This window comes from Schumannella sp. 10F1B-5-1 (genome assembly GCF_006517535.1).
Lineage (GTDB): Bacteria > Actinomycetota > Actinomycetes > Actinomycetales > Microbacteriaceae > Schumannella.
Map to the genome: position 1 here is coordinate 123599 of NZ_VHQH01000033.1, position 351 is coordinate 123949.

At 72.6% G+C, this 351-nt stretch carries 1 protein-coding gene; it reads right to left on the minus strand.

The annotated features are described in order from the left end of the window. Window positions 1–351, minus strand: a 351-nt coding sequence (locus FJ658_RS04245) for an IS3 family transposase (protein WP_141144139.1), incomplete at both ends; no start/stop codon positions are given.

The window sequence follows — 351 nt, forward strand, 5'->3', positions numbered from 1 at the left end:
GACGCAGCGGCGGGAGAACACGTCGATCACGGCCGCGCAGTACACCCATCCCTCGCCGGTGCGGTGCTGGGTGATGTCGGTCACCCAGAGCCGGTCCGGGCCGTCGGTGGTGAAGCGGCGCTGGACGTGGTCCTCGAACACGGCCGGCAATCGTCCCGCCGGGCCGCGCCGCCACCGCCGGTGGTGGACGCCCTGCAGCCCGGCCAGTCGCATCAACCGCTCCGCACGACCATGTCCCACCGCGAGGTGACGGCCCAGCCGCAGCTCGGCATGCACCCGCCGGACCCCGTAGGTTCCGCGGGAGGTCTCGTGGATCTGCCGCAACGTCACCGTCAGCGCCTGATCCGCGAC